The 18,794-nt window shown below is 47.4% G+C and carries 14 protein-coding genes and 1 tRNA gene; 7 read left to right on the top strand and 8 right to left on the bottom strand.

Annotated features, from left to right (window positions below):
- Positions 1–871 precede the first annotated feature (871 nt).
- Positions 872–1,864, top strand: coding sequence for a YiiG family protein (locus tag MKY16_RS02590; protein ID WP_340953985.1), 993 nt, complete (start codon positions 872–874; stop codon positions 1,862–1,864).
- A 510-nt stretch (positions 1,865–2,374) separates the two neighbouring features.
- On the opposite strand, the gene MKY16_RS02580 is transcribed toward MKY16_RS02590, so the two are convergent.
- Together MKY16_RS02580 and MKY16_RS02575 are read right to left on the bottom strand one after the other, a co-directional pair.
- Positions 2,375–2,446, bottom strand: a tRNA-Thr gene (locus MKY16_RS02580).
- A 73-nt stretch (positions 2,447–2,519) separates the two neighbouring features.
- On the bottom strand, positions 2,520–2,867 hold the full coding sequence (locus MKY16_RS02575; RefSeq protein WP_029517883.1) for an MTH1187 family thiamine-binding protein: 348 nt from the start codon (positions 2,865–2,867) through the stop codon (positions 2,520–2,522).
- A gap of 526 nt (positions 2,868–3,393) precedes the next feature.
- Here MKY16_RS02575 and MKY16_RS02570 point away from each other — a divergent pair.
- The 3 genes from MKY16_RS02570 (at position 3,394) to MKY16_RS02560 (ending at position 8,695) form a co-directional block, all read left to right on the top strand.
- Complete coding sequence (locus tag MKY16_RS02570; RefSeq protein WP_029517884.1) at positions 3,394–5,727, top strand: ribonucleoside-diphosphate reductase subunit alpha; 2,334 nt, start codon at positions 3,394–3,396, stop codon at positions 5,725–5,727.
- A gap of 20 nt (positions 5,728–5,747) precedes the next feature.
- Positions 5,748–6,779, top strand: coding sequence for a ribonucleotide-diphosphate reductase subunit beta (locus tag MKY16_RS02565; RefSeq protein WP_029517885.1), 1,032 nt, complete (start codon positions 5,748–5,750; stop codon positions 6,777–6,779).
- Between the two features lie 164 nt (positions 6,780–6,943).
- The gene (locus MKY16_RS02560; RefSeq protein ID WP_340953982.1) at positions 6,944–8,695 is read left to right on the top strand and encodes a methyl-accepting chemotaxis protein; all 1,752 of its coding nucleotides are present in this window, start codon (positions 6,944–6,946) and stop codon (positions 8,693–8,695) included.
- Between the two features lie 184 nt (positions 8,696–8,879).
- On the opposite strand, the gene MKY16_RS02555 is transcribed toward MKY16_RS02560, so the two are convergent.
- Complete coding sequence (locus MKY16_RS02555) at positions 8,880–9,716, bottom strand: HAD hydrolase-like protein (protein ID WP_340931246.1); 837 nt, start codon at positions 9,714–9,716, stop codon at positions 8,880–8,882.
- 170 nt (positions 9,717–9,886) lie between these two features.
- Between MKY16_RS02555 and MKY16_RS02550 the strand changes: the two genes are divergently transcribed.
- Positions 9,887–10,381: a hypothetical protein gene (locus tag MKY16_RS02550; RefSeq protein ID WP_165148014.1), complete on the top strand. Its 495-nt coding sequence runs from the start codon at positions 9,887–9,889 to the stop codon at positions 10,379–10,381.
- Here MKY16_RS02550 and MKY16_RS02545 read toward each other — a convergent pair.
- Together MKY16_RS02545 and MKY16_RS02540 are read right to left on the bottom strand one after the other, a co-directional pair.
- The gene (locus tag MKY16_RS02545) at positions 10,365–11,969 is read right to left on the bottom strand and encodes an NAD(P)H-hydrate dehydratase (protein ID WP_340931244.1); all 1,605 of its coding nucleotides are present in this window, start codon (positions 11,967–11,969) and stop codon (positions 10,365–10,367) included. The two genes, MKY16_RS02550 and MKY16_RS02545, sit on opposite strands and share 17 nt — an antisense overlap.
- A gap of 33 nt (positions 11,970–12,002) precedes the next feature.
- The gene (locus tag MKY16_RS02540) at positions 12,003–12,635 is read right to left on the bottom strand and encodes an NAD(P)-dependent oxidoreductase (protein ID WP_039270303.1); all 633 of its coding nucleotides are present in this window, start codon (positions 12,633–12,635) and stop codon (positions 12,003–12,005) included.
- Between the two features lie 272 nt (positions 12,636–12,907).
- On the opposite strand from MKY16_RS02540, the gene MKY16_RS02535 reads away from it, so the two are divergent.
- Positions 12,908–13,873 (top strand): hypothetical protein, encoded by a 966-nt coding sequence (locus MKY16_RS02535; RefSeq protein WP_340931243.1) that lies wholly within the window; start codon positions 12,908–12,910, stop codon positions 13,871–13,873.
- A gap of 271 nt (positions 13,874–14,144) precedes the next feature.
- On the top strand, positions 14,145–15,101 hold the full coding sequence (locus MKY16_RS02530) for an ArsR/SmtB family transcription factor (RefSeq protein WP_039270301.1): 957 nt from the start codon (positions 14,145–14,147) through the stop codon (positions 15,099–15,101).
- 119 nt (positions 15,102–15,220) lie between these two features.
- On the opposite strand, the gene MKY16_RS02525 is transcribed toward MKY16_RS02530, so the two are convergent.
- From MKY16_RS02525 to MKY16_RS02515, 3 genes are all read right to left on the bottom strand, one after another.
- Entirely contained in the window at positions 15,221–16,273 is a 1,053-nt protein-coding gene (locus MKY16_RS02525; RefSeq protein ID WP_340953979.1) for a lactonase family protein, read from the bottom strand.
- A 212-nt stretch (positions 16,274–16,485) separates the two neighbouring features.
- On the bottom strand, positions 16,486–17,688 hold the full coding sequence (locus MKY16_RS02520; RefSeq protein WP_029514730.1) for an MFS transporter: 1,203 nt from the start codon (positions 17,686–17,688) through the stop codon (positions 16,486–16,488).
- A gap of 248 nt (positions 17,689–17,936) precedes the next feature.
- Positions 17,937–18,698, bottom strand: coding sequence for an AAA family ATPase (locus MKY16_RS02515; RefSeq protein ID WP_029514729.1), 762 nt, complete (start codon positions 18,696–18,698; stop codon positions 17,937–17,939).
- Positions 18,699–18,794 lie beyond the last annotated feature (96 nt).

Genomic DNA, 18,794 nt, shown 5'->3' with positions numbered 1-18,794 from the left:
CATTTTTCACCAAAATTGACCATCTGTCAATATACTATGCAACTAATGTAAGAATTCGGCCTTTAGCATGAAACAAAGCAAAAAAACTAATTATATTTAGCATAATAATCCTACTAAAAAGACCTCAGCGTAGAAGATTGTCCAAAGTCACAAAAAAGCGCGACCTCCAAAAAGCTTGGAAGTCGCGCTGTGCTTGAGTTTCATAGAATGCTGGTGAAGGGAATTGAACCCCCGGCATACGCATTGATGCCTAATGCTCTCTAAAGTACCCTTCTCCGTCTCCTGCGTGCATGATATCTTCTGATTGCGATTCCAGTCCTCCAGAGGACGATATCCTGTAGTGTAGAATTATCCGCCTCCCTGTCTTTATCTCCAGATCCTTCATAGCTGGCATATTACAGCAGCCTACTGAAAAGTTGCAGACTAGTCTGAACGGCGACGTTAAGCTAACGGGTAGGATATTCCAATATGTAGCAAAATTGTACTAAAATGAGTTCGTCTAGGTAAACAAAGGTATCATCTTTTATGTGAAGGAGAGGAGTACGATTATGGTTAGTAAAGAAATAAGGGACATCATATTTCAGGAATATTTCCAATGGGGAAACCACCACTGAGACCAGAGGAATATAAGCATTTAGGAAGTTGGCAGAGCAATCGTCAACAACAAAGAAATTTATAAAATTATGCTACTCAAGTCTCAAGACCTATTCACCAAATAAATTTAAAATTGAATAGATCGTTTTACAATTAACATTGGTATGCGGCGAAGAGGGAATTTAATCGCCCGGAAAAGGTCAGTTGTTCTCTCTCCTATTCAGACATCTTACAAAAGAAGAGCACGTTAAATTACTCAGTCGGGGGAATCACTATTTTGAGAAAGCTATCATTCTTTATTTCCATTATTATGTTGGGTGCAATGTTGTCCGCTTGTTCTGCCATTACATCCACCGTGGATCAAGCGACTGCAGGCGTTACGTCCGGCGAGAGCAAAGAAATCGAAAAATACAATGCGTATGTGAGGCTGAATAACTTGATGACAGGCAGAATCAATGAGGTTCTGGTTCATTATTTCGAGAAGTTCGGAGTGGATACACAGCCTGTAATCGAGAAGAACTTCAGCTTCATCATGCTCGGCGTTGCTGAAACTGAGCGGGAAGTTATTGATAAAGCGAACGGCTATACCGCAAGCCAACCTGCTTTTGCGAACGCAGACCCCGTAGTGATCAAACTGACACCGGTCATCAATGATCTGTTGTCCGTCCTGGACGAAATGAAAGCCTACTATGATACAAAAGGCTACGTGGATGATGACTTCGCAAAAGGAAAACAGCTGCATACCAAGCTGGTAAGTGCCAATCTCGCTTACGAGACTGTCTCCAAACAATACTTCACGGCTATGCAAAAATTGGGTAACGAGCAGCGTCTGGCTGAACTGCAAAAACTCAAGGATTCAGACCAGCAGATCAGGTATAATGCCTTGAAGTTCATGATAGATGCCGAGGCTACGGCCATTGAAATGGATGAGCAGGGTATCACCGCCAACAATGTGCTGCAGCTTGATATGACGAAGTTTAAAGCCAAATACGACATTATGACCGCAGATCTAAGTGCGCTCATGACAATCTCAAAAGACAAGAATCGAGTTCAAAAAGAAGGGATTAACAGCTTCAGTATCAGAAACTACGTTGATTCAGCCACTGAGGCAAAAGCGGCTGCTTCGAAAATTATTGAACGCATCAATAAGAAGGAACCTGTATCTGATTCTGACCTGAACGGCCAGTTCCTGAACACTACGGATGGCACACCTGAGAATTTCAATTATAAGCTAAGCAAGGCAGTCGAACGATATAATGAAATAAATTAAGCGTATCTAACGATAGGGGCTGCGAAAACAAATACGGAGTTCCGGTAACGAACAAGCTCTGCCAACCATAAGGTTAGCAGAGCTTGTGCTTTAAAATCCTCCAATGGTAACTTGAGGGTGAATGCTATGATGGTGGTTAAAAGCTTATCCGGCACATTAACAATAAGATTTAAAAATGCTGCTTTAATTTCTGGAACCGCATAATCCTGAGAGTGTAAAAATAACCAACCTTACTTCTCAAAGCTGGTATTCATCCGAAGAACGTTCAAGAGCAACTTGGACATTCGTCTATCAATGTAACTCTGGATACCTATTCACATGTTCTTCCGAATCTCCAAGAGGCGGTGTTAAAAAACATTGGCGATTCAATTACAGGTGAGAGTATTAGCACTGAAAAACCCACTTTACTAGATTAAAGATTAGAAGAATGGTAGAAAAATGCTCACTCCAACAAAAAAAGCGCGTCCTCCAAAAAGCTTGGAAGCCGCGCTGTGCTTGAGTTGATAGCTATGCTGGTGAAGGGAATTGAACCCCCGGCCTACGCATTACGAGTGCGTTGCTCTACCCCTGAGCTACACCAGCAGGTCAGTGTAACTGACAACAAAAACTATTATACTCTTAGTTACATAAAAATCAATCACTTACATCAACTTTTTCAACTAGGATTTGGATTTAGTTCGGTAACATTTCCTGTCACGGTGCCAGATAGTTTCTCTGCGACGGAACGGAGCTTTTGGTGACTGGAGGAAGGCTTGTCACGGCGATCATCAATTTTGACCGAGGTGGAAACACGCTTCGCTCCTGACAGGAATGGTGCTTCGTGCAGCGCAGCGATGGCGGTGAATACATCGTCCAACGAACCTTCAATAATCGTACTCATGGAGGTAAGCTCATAGGTAATTCCTTTTTGCGTCTTCAACACTTTTTGCATCTGGGCAACGTAGTCGCTCAGGCTTGTACTCCCCGTTCCAATCGGGATCACTGTCACTTCTGCAATAGCCATCGCCAGGTTCCTCCCTAAAATTAAAATCATCGCTTCTTTAAAAATCTAAAATTTCAGTCCGATAGAGCGAGCAGCCTTATTTCACAAAAAAAGTTCATATGTATGCTGCTTGTTTCTGTAGGAAACATCTTTATCATTCATTGTACCGTTCAAACTGTCTCAATTCAAATACAGCCCGCGACTTCTCTGTATATTTTGATTTTCCATTCCTTTTCCTTTACGTATGGCTTCGAATGTTGCTATAATACTCCTTGCACTTATTTGAAATTTTAAGTTTTTACACACAATATGTTGGGTTAAATATTCATAACACGTCTAAATATAGTGATGTAGCCGATAAATCGTACGGGAACCATCTTTTCCCCCTTCATTGGCAGGTACATCGCTATTTCTATGTTATTGGATTACATACAGCCCCCAAATGCTGTCTGACCATCGCTTTTTTCGCCATTATCTTCTCATCATGATCATTTTCATGCCTATTCCCAAGTATGATTCCAAATCAGGAAAGCGAGGAATTAATCCTATGCCACAACTCGTAACCAAACCAAACAATCGCCAGTTGGCTTTTGACGAAATACGCATCTCCGTATATGCCGACCGTGTACTCAGCGGACTGGACAAGCTGGATAAGGATCGACTCATTCGCGGTGTAACTAGCAAGCTGCGCCGGGACGAAGTCACGGGGGATGACATTAGCAACGCGTTTGCAATGGCTGCCCTTGAATTGGTTAGTAAGGAAGAACCGGACTGGAAATTTGCCGCTGCACGTGCTTTGCTCACTTCCTTGTATAAAAAAGCGGCTACTCACCGCCGTTACAAATCCTATGCGGACGAGCCTTACGGCGCTTTTTATCCACTGATCACTGATTTGGTCCAAAAAGGAATTTACCGTCAAGAACTGCTCGACTACTATACCAAGGAGCAGATTGATGAGTTGGGCGATTCCATTTTGCCGAAAAATGACCTGTTGTTCGATTATATCGGGCTGTTAACACTGTCTGAGCGCTATTTGGCCAACGATTTTGACGGACGCGTAATGGAACTGCCTCAAGAACGCTACATGATCATCGCGATGTACCTGATGCACCAAGAGCCTGCCGACAAGCGGATGGAGCTGGTCAAAGAAGCATACTGGGCGATGAGCAACATGTACATGACAGCAGCTACACCAACTATGTCCAATGCCGGAAAAAAGGTGGCCGGACAGCTCTCCAGCTGCTTTATCGACACCGTAGACGACTCATTGGAAGGTATTTTCGACTCCAATACGGATGTAGCCCGTCTTAGCAAAATGGGCGGCGGCATCGGCGTATACCTTGGTAAAGTACGGGCGCGTGGCTCCGATATCCGTGGACATAAAAATACAAGTTCCGGCGTCATTCCGTGGATTCGCCAGTTGAACAATACAGCTGTTAGCGTAGACCAATTGGGTACTCGCAAAGGTGCAATTGCCGTATATCTGGACGTATTCCATAAGGACATCCTCGCATTCCTTGACCTGAAGCTGAACAACGGTGACGAGCGGATGCGTGCACATGACGTGTTCCATGGCGTATGTCTGCCCGATCTGTTCATGGAGCGGGTCGAAGCACGGGGCGAATGGAATCTGTTCTGTCCGCATGAAGTGAAGAAAGTAATGGGCTGGAAAGATGACAACGGTCGTCCACTGGGACTGGAAGATTTTTATGATGAAACCTTCGGTTCAGGTACCTTCCGCGAAAAGTATGAGGAGGCGTCACAGCATCCCATTCTCTCTCGTATTACAGTGCCTGCCATCGACATTATGAAGCGCCTGATGAAGTCGCAACTGGAAACAGGTACGCCTTACATGTTCTACCGTGATACGGTAAACCGGGCCAATCCGAACCGCGCCCATGGTATGGTGTATTCCTCCAACCTGTGTACGGAAATTATGCAAAACCAATCTGCAACTGTAGTGGAAAAAGAAGAATTGGTCACCAAGGACGGACAAACGCGCATCGTTATTTCCAAAATTCCTGGCGACTTTGTGGTGTGCAACCTGAACTCCATCCATCTGGCTCGTGCGGTTCCGGCAGGTGTGCTGGATCGCCTCGTGCCGATTCAGGTACGTATGCTGGATAATGTTATTGATATCAACAACATTGAAGTACTGCAAGCACAATATACGAACAGCCAATATCGCGCTGTCGGTCTGGGTACATTCGGACTGCATCATCTACTCGCACTGGAAGGTATCCGTTGGGAATCCGATGAAGCGGTAACCTATAACGATCATTTGTATGAAAAGATTAACTACTTGGCCGTCAAATCCAGCATGGAGCTAGCGAAAGAAAAAGGCCGTTATGCCAAATTCGAGGGCTCTGACTGGTCTACCGGGCACTATTTCACTTCCCGTGGCTATACAGACGGTACACGCGAAGGCAAATTTGTCACTACCTCCGAGTGGAGTGAGCTTGCAGAAGAAGTCCAACAAAACGGTGTCCGCAACGCATGGCTGTTCGCCATCGCGCCTAACGGTTCCACGTCTATTATTGCAGGCTCTACCGCCAGCATTGATCCATTGTATGAGCTGCTTTCCTATGAAGAGAAAACAACTTACAAGATTGCTAACCCTGCACCGGACTTGAACGAAAAAACTATCTGGTACTACAAGACGGCTTTCTTGCTGGATCAACACGCTTCGATCAACATGGCTTCTGCACGTCAGCGTCATATTGACCAGGGCCAAAGCTTTAACCTGTATGTACGGCCTGATATTAAAGCAACTGAATTTTTAGAGCTGCACATCCATGCCTGGAAATCAGGTATGAAATCGACCTATTATGTACGCAGCCGCGCACTGACGATTGAAGAATGTGATAGCTGCGCATCCTAAACTAAAGGAGAGAAGCTCTCATGCAGTTACAGAAGATTTTTAACACGGAAGCGCCAAATCGCTCTACCCGTATTATTGAAGGCGAAAGCTCCGGTATTTTGAATTGGAACGATATTCGGATGCCGCATATGTACAAATTGTATAAAGTGCTGCTGCTGAATCACTGGATTCCAGATGAAATCCCGATGTCCAAGGATGCGTCCCAGTTCCCTGTGCTGGATGCCGAAGAACAGCGCACCTTCAAAATTAACATCGGCCTGCTGGCTGTACTGGATTCAATGCAAACGATGTTTGTCGGGGATGTAAAACGCTATTTTACCGACTCGTCACTGGAAGCTATTTCAGCGATTATCGGGCAGCAGGAAGTGGTGCATAACCAGTCCTACTCCTACGTTCTGTCTTCTTTGGTGTCAGATCAGGAACAGAAGGAAATTTTTGAATACTGGAAAAACGATCCTGTCCTGCTGGAGCGTAACACATTCATCTCGGACATTTACCAGGAGTTCCGCGATGAGCAGAACCCGCAAACCTTTTTCCAAGCGATGGTAGCGGATTTGATTTTGGAAGGCATTTTCTTTTACAGTACGTTTGCTTTCTTCTACAATTTGGCCCGTGATCAGAAAATGATGGCAACCAGCCAAATGATCTCGTATATTCAGCGTGATGAAAATCAGCATTGCTACTTCTTTGCCGAAGTGTTTAAGCAGCTGTTGTCTGATTTCCCTGAGCTGAATACCAAGGAAAATACGGACTATGTCTATCGTATGATTGACCGCGCTGTGGAGCTGGAAACGAATTGGGCGCATTATACGCTCAAAGAGGTTCGCGGCATCGACCTGAACGAGCTGAGCGATTACATCAAATACATGGCAAATATGCGCCTGAGATTGCTTGGTATGGACAAAGCGTACGAAGGCGTAGATGTAAACTGTATGCCTTGGATTAAACCATTCTCAGATGAAGCGCTGAATGCGACAAAAACGGACTTCTTTGAAGCAAAATCACGCAATTATGGCAAGGTCGGAGATGACAACGGATTTGACGATTTGTAAGTCATAAGATACAGCCTTAGCTCGGTACTTACCGGGCTAAGGCTTTTTTCATGAGAATTTGCGCAAATACGCAAAAAAATCATGAAACATCTGAATAACTATTCATATTTTCCTATTTGTACACGATATATATGAAGAAAAAAAAACAAAGTAAGGAGCATATTATGAAAAGCAGCGTCAAAAAAAGAATGGGATTACAATCCAAACTCTACTTCATCTTGCTCATTCCTTTAATAGTGATTGGCGTCATTGTTTTGTGGACGACCAATCAATCTATCCAAAATGCTTCTCTATCAACCATGCAGCTAAACAATGAAACACTGGCAAAGAACACGGCCCAGTTACTGGACAAATCCGCAGTCAAGAGCTTAAATACGGATTCATCGGAGCAAAGCAGCGCGTATAAGCAGCTTCGGAACGAGTTAAATACGCTCAGGCTGCAAACTGGAATCCTGTACATCTATATGTACAATCGGGTTGGCAATGAGTGGAAAATTACGGTGGATGGAGCCGCATGGGACGATAAAGACTACAGTCCATTCGGAACCCCTGTAAGTTTTACCCTTAAAGAAACGGAGGAGAAATTGAAACAAGGGGAAACAGTGACTACAGATATTACAACGGACCCTGAGTGGGGGACGATGTTTTCCTCCTTTACTCCCATTAAGGATACTGATGGAACCATCATTGGTTATTTGGGAATCGATAGATCCCTGTCCTCTGTGACTGAAGTATACGAACATACCTTGCCCGAGGCCTACCGATTAGTTATTCCTGTTATCTCCATCATTCTAATCATCTCCATTGCTGCTATGATGCTGGTAACCCGGCGGATACTGCGTCAGGTGAGATTTATTAAAAATACACTGGAGCAAGTAGCCGACGGCAACCTTACGGTTACATCGTCGCAAGTAACATATGATCAGTTAGGCGAAATCAGCGGATTGACGAACAAAATGGTGGAAGCCATGTCGAATATGATTGTGGATATTCAAAGCAGTTCAAGTACACTCCAGCATGCATCGAAGAATATCGTCGTGACAACGGAGGGGACACTCCATCAGACTGAGGAACTGTCCCGTACGCTCCAGCAAATTGCCGATGTCTCTATTAACCAAGCAGAACAAGCGGTGGAATCGGTTCAACAATCTGACCGATTAGGACAAACGCTGGATGAAGTCGGAAGCCATGTGCAGCAATTCACGGATACAGCCCATCATCTCAATGAGGTTCGCAATCAGGTAGCCAGTGAGCATGAACTGTTATTAGAAAAAGGACGAGAAAGCGCCCTGCGTATCAAGCAGATGCAACGCATGTCCCACGCGTTAACCGAAAAATCCCGCGAGGCAGCTAACATCGGTCAACAGGTACAGGGCATCGTAAAGCAGACGCAGATTTTGTCCTTCAATGCATCTATTGAAGCCTCACGTGCAGGCGAAGCTGGCAAGGGTTTTTCTGTGGTCGCTCATGAAATGGGGCAACTTGCCCAACAATCCGCCATATCGATTCGTGAAATCGACGAAATCTTAAGCAGCTTTGTTGAGCAAATTGAGCAAATGGGTGATCAATTTGATGAAAACATAAAGACCGTCAATGAACAAGAAATCCAAATTTCGGTATGTCTACAGTCTGTTGACAAAGTCACCCAGGTCTCACAGGAAGTTCAGGAGTTAGCTGCACATCTGGCTCAATTGACGGCAGAGATGCAAGAGGTACGTCACAGCGTAGATCAACATTTAAATCACACAGCCAGCGCGGCACAGCAGACTGCCGGAATGACAGAAGATGTATCAGCAAGTGCTCAGAAGCAGGCCCTAGCGGTAAAAGAACTATCCGAAGTAGCCCGCAATTTGACCACACTATCAAACAATCTGCAGCGTCATGCCGACCAGTTCCGGGTAAAAAACGCTGAATAGTGAATATTATGTTGGATTCGATTCAACTGAACGAAAAGAAGTAAACTAAAATGGAGCATTCGCTAACGTAGCGAATGCTCCATTATTATGTTTTGAAAGCCGAGCAGAGTTCACCTTTATCCGAGTAGGTGCATACATATAACCTAGAAGTGTGTATTCAAGCACTCCAGACTCATATCCGTTCTTATGACGGGGGTAGCGCCGCTGTTTTCACCTGTTTCGTATAAGAAGGATAGCCTCCCGTATGCTGGAGCATTTCGATTTCACGCAAAATACGCGGCAAGTCAGCGACCGAGTTCATCACGATGTGGGCTCCTGCTCTTTTCAAACCATATACACTCTGTCTGCGCCGTTCCTCAGCCACTCTGTCTTCCGCTTCATGGCTGGTCGTTTGAGCTACGGTCGTCACGCTTTCGCTATGGTTCAAGACACCAATCGTCCATACACCGGCGTTCCGTCCTTCTTGCATATCGGCTGCTGTATCTCCTACTTTCACAATATCGCTCAGCGGAAATACCTGCAAGCGATGTGCAATTTCATAGATCATCCACGGATAAGGTCTCCCCTGCGAAACTTCACAAGGGGCAACCATACAATCCAGCGTATAGGGTGACTGTGCAGGCGTAAATACGTGACTGAGCATCTCCATTGGACAGGATGCAGTGGCACCTGACTGAATGCGACGATCCTGCAACTCCTGCAGCGCCCTGTCTATACCGATAGCAGGCTCAGCCCCTTGGATCAAGGAGCGGAGAACAGGGACAAGCTCAAGATAAATATGCTCAATATCCACTCTGCCAGGATGCGCACCAAAGCACTCCAGCCATTTTTTCCGAACCTCTGAAAGTCCCAGCACATTCGCAATATGATCCCGGATCGGCATTCCTCGCCCATGAGATACCTGTTCTTCAGTTACCTGTATACCTTTCCATCTGAAAATATCACGCATTCCCTGGGTTAAGCCTCGTCCTCCGGGGTCTAACAATGTACTTTCGAGATTAAAAATAACCGCCTGTATCATGCAATCCCCGCCTTTCCGTACCGCGGCTATCCGCAATCTTTATTTTGCTTAGGAACATGATACACAGCTAACGTAAACTGAAATGTCGTAAACGGTAAGCGGATTGTAATTGAAAATAAATTCCTTGATTGGTTGTGAATACCGAGTGTGATCAGAGGAGGAGTCGCAACATGAGACAGCCTTGGAATGAATTTAATTCCAAAATGCCTTGGCGGATGGAGCTTGGTTGTTATGCGCTGAATAAACTGGCCTGTGGAGGATTGGTTTTTGGTCTCTTATGGGTCTACTGCTATCTGACAGAGGAAGTAATAGGGGTTCCTCTGACTATAGCAGGCAATAGTGGTGAACTGACCGCGCAGCTGTGGGCCTATGGTTTTGCCCTTCCTGCCGCTCTTGTCGCTGATGCGCTATGCGATCTTTTACCCTGGCTTCGCAAGCCCGAGCAGCTCACCCTATACCTCGCTGCAGGATTCAGTGTCTTTCTCCTGCTAGGTTCTTTGATGTCGCCTGCCGGAACGGGCATTTCATGGAGCAACGGCATAGCAGGTGCAGGGATTACACTGCTGTATTATGGAGGAAGGCACTGGCTGAACCGTGAATATGGATTACAGATCATGCTGGCCTTCCTCCTGCCACTGCTGCTATGGCCTATAGGGCTTCAATAATGTCGCCAGCGATCACAGAGGCAGGATGCTGGCGATGACGTGCGGCTGTTTCTCCAGCCGCACCATGCAAATACACGCCAAAAGCTGCTGCCTGCGAAGCACTCAGGCCCTGAGCCAGCAAACCTGCGATGATGCCTGTTAGCACATCGCCCGCACCGCCTGTCGCCATCCCAGCATGGCCTGTGGTATTAACGTAGGCCGTTCCATCGGGACAAGCGATGACCGTGCGCGCTCCTTTGAGCACCAGCGTGACCCCACGTGTTCGGGCGTACTCCCGGGCATGGGTGATACGGTCACGCTGCACCTCTGCTGTCGGTATGCCCAGCAGACGAGCCATTTCACCGGGGTGCGGCGTCAGTACGACCGCCGCACTTCTCGGCTTCCAAGCCTCCAGCTCAGGCCCCGCCGAGGCGAGGATGTTCAAGGCGTCCGCATCAAGCACAAGCGGACCGCCGTATTCCTCCCACAGGCGGCGCAGCCAGCCGGTGTCCCCTGCAAAGCGGCCGAGGCCGGGGCCGACGGCCAGCACATCACGTGCCTGCGCGAGCTGTAGCAGCTCATCTGCGGAGTCGGCGTTCCATTCGCCGTCTCCGCCTGCTACTGCGGCAGCGAGCATTAGTTCCGGCGCGGCGCCAATGACGCGCGGCAGCAGCGCTTCGGGCACCGCCCACGTGACAAGGCCGCTGCCGATGCGCAGGGCGGCACGTGCGGCCAGCAAGCCCGCGCCGCTCATGCGCAGGCTTCCAGCCGCGACCAGAACGTGGCCGTAGGTGCCCTTGTGTCCATCCGGCACGCGGCTGCGGCTTACATCCACGTCCAGCGCAGCGCGCAGCGTGTCACGGGTCAAGAGCTGCAGCTGCACGCCGCACTCACGGGCAAGGCCGGGTGGAATACCGATGTAGCGTACCACCACATCGCCTGCGGTCCCGGCGCCTGGATATTGGACGAGCCCACGCTTCAAGTAGGCGAGGCATACGGTGACGCGCGCACGAATGCACGGCTCGTGCAGTGCACCTGTGTCGGCGTCAAGGCCGCTAGGCACGTCTACCGACACCAGCGGCACGCCGCTGGCATTGGCCTCGCGGATCAGCGAGGCGTAGGGTTCGCGCGGCGGGCCTTGCGTGCCCGTGCCCAGCAGGGCATCGACGATGCCGGAGGCGCCGCGCAGGTCGAGGGTATCCCGGCCATAGAGGATCACCGGGATACCCAGAGCCGCGATGATATCGCGCTGCGCAGCCGCCTCACCCCGCAGCGTGTCTGGCGGCTCGACGTACACAACGGTGACGCGTAGACCTGCATCGGTTAAATGGCGGGCCGCCACCAGTCCGTCACCACCATTGTTGCCTTTGCCTACGAGGATATACCAGTGTTCTCGTTCCCGTAAGTCATGTCGTCCTTGACTCCACGTCTCTGTCCGTATAACACCGCCATGTCCCGGTATATCCCCCGGCCCTGTGTGTGAAAGCTTCAATACTTCGTCAGCTACCGCGCGCCCGGCATTTTCCATCAAGGTAAGGGCCGGAATACCCAGCTTGTCAATTGTATAGCGATCCAATTCTCGCATTTCTTCGGCGGTCACCATATACATGCCTTTCGCCTCCCGTATGGCTATCCCTGCTTATTAATATCCAACTGTAAAACGGGAATTGACAAATTCCCCTTCTACTAACTCATCAATCAGGGCTACCGCATAATCTTCGACCGAGATACGGCTATGGCCTAATTCGTCAACCACCAAATGATCCAAACCAATACGGAACTGTCCTGTACGTTTTCCTGCTTCAATCATTCCGGCAGGACTACAATAGGTCCAGTCTACATCCGCAGCGCGGTACAGCTCCAGTGCATCTGCATGGGCAGCCGCCAGCGGCTTCACTTCCTCCGGAAACTCGGCGGTATCCATGAGGCGTTCACCGTTTTCTGTTTTCAGACTTCCCGCTCCACCAACGACAAGTATGCGCTCCGCGCCAGAACGCCGAGTTCCTTCCAGCAAAGAACGAGTCGCTTCGAGCAGTTCTTCCTCTTCTCCAAACTTGGGACCGTATGCGCTAATGATAGCATCGTGCCCCTTAGCCACTTCCGTAACGGAATTCGGATTTAGAATATCTGCTTGAACCACCGTCAAGTATTCACTTTGCTCCGTCACACGTTGGGGGTCGCGCACCGCTGCTGTCACCTCATACTTACGCTTGATAGCTTCCTTTACTAACGCTTTGCCGATTGTTCCTGTTGCCCCGAAAATAATAACCTTCATATTCACTGCCTTCTTCCTGTCTATAATTTACTTACTGTTATTTATCCGTTTTATCTCCAGCTTAAACCCGTGCAAGATATCGATTCGATGTCTCATGATCTTCTGTTGCAATTTTTATATTTTTATCCATACCGAATCTACCCTCCTGCTTGTATCTTGTCTATTTTACCAAAAAATACTTCATATATCCTGGTCAAAGGTATACAAGCCCTTGAAATGCCTGTGTAGTCTGTGCAATAGTGTAGAAAGAACAATGGAAGGAGGGATTGCGGGTGTCCCCGACGGACTTCGCGGCGTTAGTCGCATATATCTCACCCGGTCTGATCGCCTTCCTGCTGGCGTTGTCTTTGCTGGTATGGCTGTATGTTCACAGTGCAGCCCAGCTTCGAAATTCGCGTCAGCAGCGGCTGGAAGAATTACAGGAATCGCTGCGTATCTATGGACGATTAGCTGGTTGTCTCCAAACCACTACCCAGAACGGGTTCAATAACAGCGAAAAGCAGTACCAGAACGGACTCATCCACGCTCTTCAGGAAGCCAAAGCTGCTCCCTATTTGACCCCTCACCTTCAAGAGCAGGTTCAAGCATCCCTTCGGGAGTGTGATGCGTTCCGCAGAGAATTGCTTCTCAAATCACTGGAGCGTGAAATGAACAAACTCATTGAGGAACGGCGTCTTGTTCTGCTGGAATCTCATGCTCCGGGCTGGGGAACAGCATTGTGGAAGCTATTGCGTCCAGCAGCTGGTCCGCTGGCACTGGCAGGAATCGTCTGGTTGGTCACAAGGCTGGTTGTGGAACTGACAGCCTCCAGCCATGTTGATGTTAGTCTGCCCGACACTGCACAATCTGCCTCATGGCTCAAAGGGTATGCATGGATGAAATTCGTTTCAGGCCTGATCGCCCTACTGTATGTATATCGGCTGATGACCCTGCGCAGACAAAATGATCTGGACGTGACGGCATCCCATTTTCCAACAAGCCTGTTGTGCTTGGTAATCGCCGCTGTCGCCCTGTTTCAATGGATCGGACCGGAAGCATCTCCCTACATACTGGCTGTTCAGCTTGTGCTGTTCTTGATCGGCTTCCGACTTACCCGAGGTCGCTCGCGCAGTGATCGTCCTTATGTTGGTCATCCCGGCTTGATCAAGGCAGATGCTTCTCAACATCAGGATTTACGCGCAGCAGATACAGATAAAACGGCTGACTCTTCTTTGGCAGAAGAACATATCCGATCCTAAACACCAATGGCACATGCCTCTACCCGTATCCTGCCTGCAAATCACATACCATCACAGGACATCCCAACAACAAAGAAAGAGTTTATGGGGTGTCCTGTTTTTTGAACAATTTTTGGATTTTTGTGGGGTTAGGCTTGTGCCAATGATCAAGGAAAGGGTATATTGTTTATATAAATGTAAATCATATCGTTTTTTATGTATTATTATTGAAAAAAATCCATATATGTTAAACTACCATCAATTTATGATGTGCGTTAGAATTGGAGGAACTATGCAACTGGACATTTCTGAAAAATCACTTCCCGTTTATGAGGCGCTGGCCAGTGAGGTTCGGCTAAACATGATTGTTCTGCTTGCGGAGAAGCCTATGAATATACGTGAGCTGGCGGAAGCTTTGGGGCTCAGCAGTGCGATTATGACGATGCATGTCAAGAAACTGGAGAGAGCGTCCATTATTTCGACCAAAATGCTGCCCGGACGAGGCGGGGTACAGAAAGTGTGCTCGCTGGCAACAGACAAAATTGAAATCGCCATGCCACGCTATCAGCAGGATGTACGGCAATTCCATCAGACAGAGATTTCCGTCGGACACTTTACAGATTTTGAAATACAGGCGACCTGCGGACTGGCTACCGTCGAAAAGATCATTGGTGAATTCGATGAGCCTCGTTCGTTCTTGGACCCTGAGCGCTTCAATTCCAAAATTCTTTGGTTCAGCCAAGGATATATGGATTATAAGGTGCCGAATTTCCTACTGTCCAGCCAAAAAGCTGAGGAACTGGAAATTTCGATGGAACTATCATCCGAGGCCCCTTTTACCAATGATAATTGGCCTTCAGATATCACTTTTTTCCTAAATGATGTGAATTTGGGTACATGGACCAGCCCAGGGGATTTCGGGGATAACCGTGGTAAATACACACCTGCATGGTGGCCTGATTTTATCAATCAATATGGTCTCCTCAAAAGACTTCGCGTTACCTCCGAGGGTACCTTTATGGATGGGAAGCAAATTTCTGACGTGACTTTAAGCCAAGTGCTGATTGATCAGAAACAATGGAAATTCCGTATTGCCATATTGGATGATGCCCAGCATGTGGGAGGGGTTACTCTGTTCGGCACCGGATTCGGTAACTACAATCAGGACATCTTGTTCCGTTTGTACTACAAACATGCAGAAAATCATACCAAAACAGTAACGGTAGAAGCTGGCGATAGCAGCAAATAGTTTTAGTCCACTTCAAGACCTGAACACGGCGTTTTGCCCATGCCTTTCATGGGAAACAAAGCGCCGTGTTTTATTTTTTCATTCACTTATATCGTACTCTTTTGCCACGTGCTATCCGATTAGCGTACAGGTTCAATACACACAGGTGAAGGAACCTCCAGCACATATCCCGTTCGGGTCAACCGTCCATCCTCACCATGGATGGCAAAGGATACGAGGTTGTTTCCATCCTGATTCGCCACTACCAGATAACCGGACAAGATGTTGAAGTTACGCGGTGTGCTGCCGAAGGTTTCCACCCATTCAACCGTCCTCAGCTTGCCGCTGTCCAGATCGACATGGTATAGCACGATGCTGTCATGGCCGCGGTTTGACACATACAAAAAGCGTCCACAGGGCGTAATCCGAATATCGGCTGCCGTATTTTCTACATCTATAAAGCCTTCTGGCAGTGTGGACAGGCTTTGCAGCAATGTAAGCTCACCATTACGTTCGTTATAACTAAACACAGCGACGGTATTGTTCAACTCATTGGCGACAAAAGCATATGGACGCGAAGGATGAAAAACCAGATGACGCGGTCCAGAACCAGGTGGCAAATCTGTCTCACGATGGGTCACCAGTTTGCCATCCTCTGTCAAACGGTATACCACAATCTGATCCAGCCCCAGATCACATATCAGGGCATACTGTCCTGAAGGATCTGGAATAATCGAATGCGGATGTGCCGCATCCTGACGGTCCTGGCGAATACCTGAGCCGGTATGCTGAACTTGCCCCGACATGTCTCCTAATCCTCCAGCTTCCGTCACAGGGAACACAACGGCATTGCCGCCTGAATAGTTGGAAGCCAGCACATATCGTCCATCGGTTGTTACGGAAACATAGCAAGTATGTGCTCCCTCTGTCCCTTTGCGATCCAAAGGATGTAATTCCCCCGTCTGGGTATTCACCTGATACGCATACAGCTCGCCTCCTTCTGTTTCACTGGCAGCATACAGCTTTGTCCCATCCGGGTGTAGCGCGAGAAAAGAAGGCCTCTCCATCCCTTCCACACCTCCAACCATGCGCAGATCACCATGGGTCACATTCAAAGCACATACATATATTCCTCTTTCCTGACGAGACGCATAAGTCCCTGTATAAAATAACTGCTCATTCCGCTCTTCCATCGGCTCTCAGCTCCTTCTAGCTTTTTTTATCTGGCTTTTAGCTCTACTATTTGTCTTGTTGTAAAACCATCATGCATTATTACCCAAGATTCTGTCGTTTCATTAACGTTTCGCAATGTATGCAAAAAAATAGCCTCCTTCGGCGCCATCTGTGGTTCATAAGAACGTCACAGTTCACACCAAAAGAGACTAAATTTACGACAAGAACAACATTAAACCGCTGTGGTTTGCGTATCTCTGCTATTCCATTTTACAGCCAGCCCCAAACTAAGGATGAGAATGACTGCCCCAAAAATATATGGCAAATTGATATGCACATCGAACAATTTACCCGCAAGTGCAGGCCCCAGAATATTACCAATACTCATATAAGCATTGTTCATGCCGGCTGCAACTCCCTGCTCATCCCCCGCCATTTTGGATAAAGCAGTATTAATGGCTGGCCGCAGCAACGACGTAGCGGTAAAGAAGATGAGCGATACCCCGAGTACATAATAAAAGTTGCCGGAGAGCAGCATAAGCACAAGGGAAATCGCTGAAAACAGAAAGGAGCCGATAATGACACCTTTTTCGCCAAAACGATTCAACATCGGGCTAATGACCACAGCTTGAATCACGGTTCCGACCAGTGCTCCTACGGTAATAATGATAGCAATATCACGCTCATTGTAATGAAACTTGCCCGTCACGAAGAAAGGAAACATCGTTTCAAAATGCGTCAATCCAAAGGTTAGCGTGAATATCATAATCAGCAGCATAAAGTAAGGCTTGCGGAAAGAAAGGGCAAACTGTTTAATCACATTATCCCGTTTGGCCTTGACATTCCGAAACTTCAACTGTTTCTCCAGCGACAAGGTTTCGGGCAGCATAATCAAGGAAATCAGTGCAGCTACGCCCGATACGGCCGCCGAAACATATAAGGGCGTACGAATCGAGATATCTGCCAGCAAGCCGCCCACACCAGGACCGATCACAAAGCCAAGAGACATGGCAGCACCCAACAACCCCATTCCTCTACCGCGATTGTGGACCGTTGTAATATCAGCAATATAGGCCATCATCGGAGGAATCATAAAAGCTGCTCCTGCACCTCCCAGCAAACGGGAGATATATAGTATGGTTAACGATTCCCCAATCGCAAACAATACAGAAGACGCCGTCATGATTACCAAACCGATAATAATCATCTTTTTACGTCCGTATTTATCGGACCATTCTCCCGCTAACGGCGAAAACAGGAATTGGGTTAAGCCAAACACGGCAACCAAATAACCACCCGTTTCACCACTGCCTCCCAAGGAGCTCATAAACTTGGGAAGGATCGGAATAATGAGGCCAATCCCCAGCATGGCAATAAACATATTAATCATCAAAATGACCAGCGGCCCCATTTTCAACTGTTGTGAATCTGACATGTAGCGTTTTGTCCTCCTCAGGTTCTTTATTTCGTATACGAAAATCTTATTTTGCAACCATTCCAGCAAAACTCTTCATTATATTAATAGAGAGAAGGACAAATAACAATCATAAAATACTTCCGATAACCCTGAATCTTTCCTTTGGGCAGAACAGCAAAAAGGAACAACTTGAAATGGCGATGTTGTCCCTCTCATAACGAACGACCAGGATGAATTTCTGGAACGGTCTGGCGGTCCTACGAACTTTATTGTGGATCTTCGAATAGCTCCTGTATCATCTTTTCCCTGTTATTCAGAAATTGTTTCGTAATGATAAAATGATCGGTTTCCTCTAGCGTCCGGGTGTCAATCCCTTCATGTGTCAGATGATACAAGATGGAATCTGGATAAGCCATCAAAATAGGGGAATGAGTAGAAATGATAAACTGTGAGCCCTGCTGCACCAGCTCGTGAATCCGTGCAAGCATGGCCATCTGGCGCAAAGGCGATAATGCAGCTTCCGGTTCATCCAAAATATACAATCCTTGCCCTCCAAACCGATGCACAAAGGCAGCAAAAAAAGACTCGCCATGCGACTGCTCATGCAGCGATTTACCCCCGTAGGAATCTCGAATCGGTCGCCCTCCTCCTTCTCGATCCAGCTCGTCGATGTGAGTCGCCACATTATAGTAGCTCTCCGCCCGGAAAAAGAAGCCATCCCTTGGCTTTTCTACCCCTCTCACCAGCCGGATATGCTCATACAGTGAGGAATGCGTGGCTTGTGTAGAAAAATTGAAATTTTTAGTACCTCCCTCTGGATTAAATCCCCACGCGACCGCGATTGCCTCCATAAGCGTCGATTTACCTACGCCATTTTCTCCAATAATATAGGTGACGGAAGGATGAAATTTGAGTTCGTTCCACTGGTGTAAGGCTTTTAAGTTAAACGGATATTGGCTCTTGTCCGCATCTGGAGGCCATATCAGCTCCAGGCGACGTATAAAAAGATTACGGTCCCATATACTCATATCCAAATCAGCTCCATTGCCAAGCAATTCACTAGGTTTTCCATCATTATATTGGAATTATTTACAGCAATCAATCTGAAATCCCATTTCGTAACC

This window comes from Paenibacillus sp. FSL L8-0641, from assembly GCF_038006265.1.
Classification (GTDB): Bacteria; Bacillota; Bacilli; order Paenibacillales; family Paenibacillaceae; genus Paenibacillus; species Paenibacillus polymyxa_D.
The sequence above is the reverse complement of the archived record's forward strand: the minus strand, read 5'-3'. Positions and strand labels throughout refer to the sequence as shown.

Excerpts from the sequence above, each read along its gene's own strand:
- MKY16_RS02560 (WP_340953982.1), top strand. The coding sequence starts at position 6,944 with ATGAAAAGCAGCGTCAAAAAAAGAATGGGATTACAATCCAAACTCTAC.
- MKY16_RS02545 (WP_340931244.1), bottom strand. The coding sequence starts at position 11,969 with ATGTATATGGTGACCGCCGAAGAAATGCGAGAATTGGATCGCTATACA.
- MKY16_RS02520 (WP_029514730.1), bottom strand. The coding sequence starts at position 17,688 with ATGTCAGATTCACAACAGTTGAAAATGGGGCCGCTGGTCATTTTGATG.
- MKY16_RS02530 (WP_039270301.1), top strand. The coding sequence starts at position 14,145 with ATGCAACTGGACATTTCTGAAAAATCACTTCCCGTTTATGAGGCGCTG.
- MKY16_RS02565 (WP_029517885.1), top strand. The coding sequence starts at position 5,748 with ATGCAGTTACAGAAGATTTTTAACACGGAAGCGCCAAATCGCTCTACC.
- MKY16_RS02570 (WP_029517884.1), top strand. The coding sequence starts at position 3,394 with ATGCCACAACTCGTAACCAAACCAAACAATCGCCAGTTGGCTTTTGAC.
- MKY16_RS02555 (WP_340931246.1), bottom strand. The coding sequence starts at position 9,716 with ATGATACAGGCGGTTATTTTTAATCTCGAAAGTACATTGTTAGACCCC.
- MKY16_RS02540 (WP_039270303.1), bottom strand. The coding sequence starts at position 12,635 with ATGAAGGTTATTATTTTCGGGGCAACAGGAACAATCGGCAAAGCGTTA.
- MKY16_RS02525 (WP_340953979.1), bottom strand. The coding sequence starts at position 16,273 with ATGGAAGAGCGGAATGAGCAGTTATTTTATACAGGGACTTATGCGTCT.
- MKY16_RS02515 (WP_029514729.1), bottom strand. The coding sequence starts at position 18,698 with ATGAGTATATGGGACCGTAATCTTTTTATACGTCGCCTGGAGCTGATA.
- MKY16_RS02550 (WP_165148014.1), top strand. The coding sequence starts at position 9,887 with ATGAGACAGCCTTGGAATGAATTTAATTCCAAAATGCCTTGGCGGATG.
- MKY16_RS02575 (WP_029517883.1), bottom strand. The coding sequence starts at position 2,867 with ATGGCTATTGCAGAAGTGACAGTGATCCCGATTGGAACGGGGAGTACA.